Origin of the sequence: Streptomyces phytophilus (assembly GCF_013870535.1) — a bacterium.
GTDB lineage: Bacteria > Actinomycetota > Actinomycetes > Streptomycetales > Streptomycetaceae > Streptomyces > Streptomyces phytophilus.
In genome coordinates, this window is record NZ_JACBXC010001599.1 from 1 (window position 1) to 1,184 (window position 1,184).

Annotated in this window: 2 protein-coding genes; one reads left to right on the forward strand and one right to left on the reverse strand. The window is 71.5% G+C overall.

The window, feature by feature from the left end:
• Positions 1-144: 144 nt before the first annotated feature.
• The gene (locus H5J30_RS34530) at positions 145-333 is read right to left on the reverse strand and encodes a DUF5703 family protein (protein ID WP_026276372.1); all 189 of its coding nucleotides are present in this window, start codon (positions 331-333) and stop codon (positions 145-147) included.
• Positions 334-380: 47 nt separating this feature from the next.
• Here H5J30_RS34530 and H5J30_RS34535 point away from each other — a divergent pair, with 47 nt between their 5' ends.
• The gene (locus tag H5J30_RS34535; protein WP_181791758.1) at positions 381-1,142 is read left to right on the forward strand and encodes a hypothetical protein; all 762 of its coding nucleotides are present in this window, start codon (positions 381-383) and stop codon (positions 1,140-1,142) included.
• Positions 1,143-1,184 lie beyond the last annotated feature (42 nt).

The following is a 1,184-nucleotide window of genomic DNA, read 5'->3' on the forward strand; positions in this document are numbered from 1 at the left end:
GGGGTGCGCGTGGACGGCCATCAGCCGCAGGTCATCGCTCACAGATTCAATCCTGGGCCGGCGCCGAGGGGTGCCGGGCCGCGGGGCACGTAGAAGTCGCAGGTCAGCGGCTTGTCGATGCGATGGTCAGGGATCCGTCGGTGCTCACCACGTCGCCCGTACCTGTCTGATGATCCGGCGCCGCAGCCGCGCCCTGCGGCTGCCGTCGGGGTAGAGCCGGAGCCGGTGCAACTCCCAGTGCCCGTACTCGGCTTGGTCGGTCAGGAGCCTCGCCGCAGCGGCCCGTGAGACTCCCCGCGGCACATAGACATCACGAAACTCGTATTCCGGCATCGCATCCATTGTGCGGAAAGTGCCTCGCTCCGGATAGCGTCTGCACTATGTCTGATGCTGCGCAGCCCACGGCTGCCGAGGTACGCGCCGCCGCGTCGGTGCTGAAAGCCGCGATCGACCGCCACCTCGAAGCGGTCGAGCGCCGGTCCGGCGAGGAGGGCTCTGCCGTCTATGCCGCCTTCGAGGAGCTGGCAGCGGCAGCCGAGGCGTACGACGAGGTGTTGTACGAGGTCCACGACGAAGTGACCCCCTTCGAGATCCCCAGCAGCGACACGCTGCCCGCCTACACCGGGCCGGACGAGCCGGGGGCGCTCAGCGTCCTCATCCGCCGGGACTACACCGTGGCGGAGCCGCACCGGCTGCTGGCTCAGGCACAGCGCATCGCCGACCTCGACCCGGATGTCGCGGGCGGGGACGACGCCGAGGACCGGGAGGCCGTGGGCAGCAGCCTGACGGCGGCGGTCGGGGTGCTCTTCGGCGAGTTCGAACCGGACGAGATCGCCTCGCGGCACCGGGAGTTCGGCCTCTCCGAGGGCGACTCCGCGGTGTGGGTGGCGGCGGCGGAGGAGCCGGCGGAGCCGGGGGAGTGGCTCTCGGCGCCGTTCGACCAGGTCGACCCGGAGCTGGTCATCTGCCGCTTCGACGTCAGCGCGTCGTTCGAGGACGAGCTGGACTTCGACGCCGAGGACGAGGCGGACATCGACGACGACGCGGACGGCGCGGAGCGGGAGGGCGGCCGGGTGGTCGACGCTCTCGACGAGCTGGACGACGGCGACGACGAGCTGGAGCGGGTGGACACGAGCCGCTGAGCGCGGCGTGGCGGGGCCCGGCGCGGACGCGTCGGGCCCTTT